This is a genomic window from Aphanothece microscopica RSMan92, assembly GCF_046613545.2.
In the GTDB taxonomy this organism is placed as follows: domain Bacteria; phylum Cyanobacteriota; class Cyanobacteriia; order PCC-6307; family Cyanobiaceae; genus NIES-981.
This window is the reverse complement of the sequence record NZ_JBKKKY020000611.1, coordinates 1-414: the sequence shown is the minus strand read 5'-3', so window position 1 is coordinate 414 and position 414 is coordinate 1. Positions and strand designations below refer to the sequence as shown.

Annotated in this window: 1 protein-coding gene; it reads left to right on the top strand. The window is 65.7% G+C overall.

What is annotated here, in order from left to right; genetic code table 11:
• Positions 1–16 precede the first annotated feature (16 nt).
• Positions 17–414 (top strand): hypothetical protein (locus ACLD7X_RS19300; protein ID WP_425625540.1); only part of this gene is annotated, 398 nt, incomplete at its 3' end.

Here is a 414-nt window from a genome sequence, read left to right as displayed (position 1 = left end):
CTTCGACCAGAAATACGTGGGCGTCTACGGCGTGATCAGCCGCGACCGCCTGACCGCGGACCTGCAGCTGCGCTATGACAGCACCAGCTTCGACGTGACCGAAACCCCGATCGAGGACGACTACGAACCCACCGTCGACGGCACGCGGTTCTCGACCAGCGCGATCACGCTGTCCAGCCGCGTCAGCTATGCGATCGAGCTGAACGACGAAGGGCTCAGCTTCGTGCCCACGGGCGGCGTGGCCTACACGCGCAACCAGGGCTCGACGCTGACCTTCGACGGCGGCGAGACGCTGACGATCGACGCCTTCGACTCGATCGTGGGCTTCGTGGGCGGCACGCTGGCACGCACCGTCATCTCGCCCGAAGGCAACGCCGGCACCACCTACTTCGTGTCGGGCAACTACTACCAGGA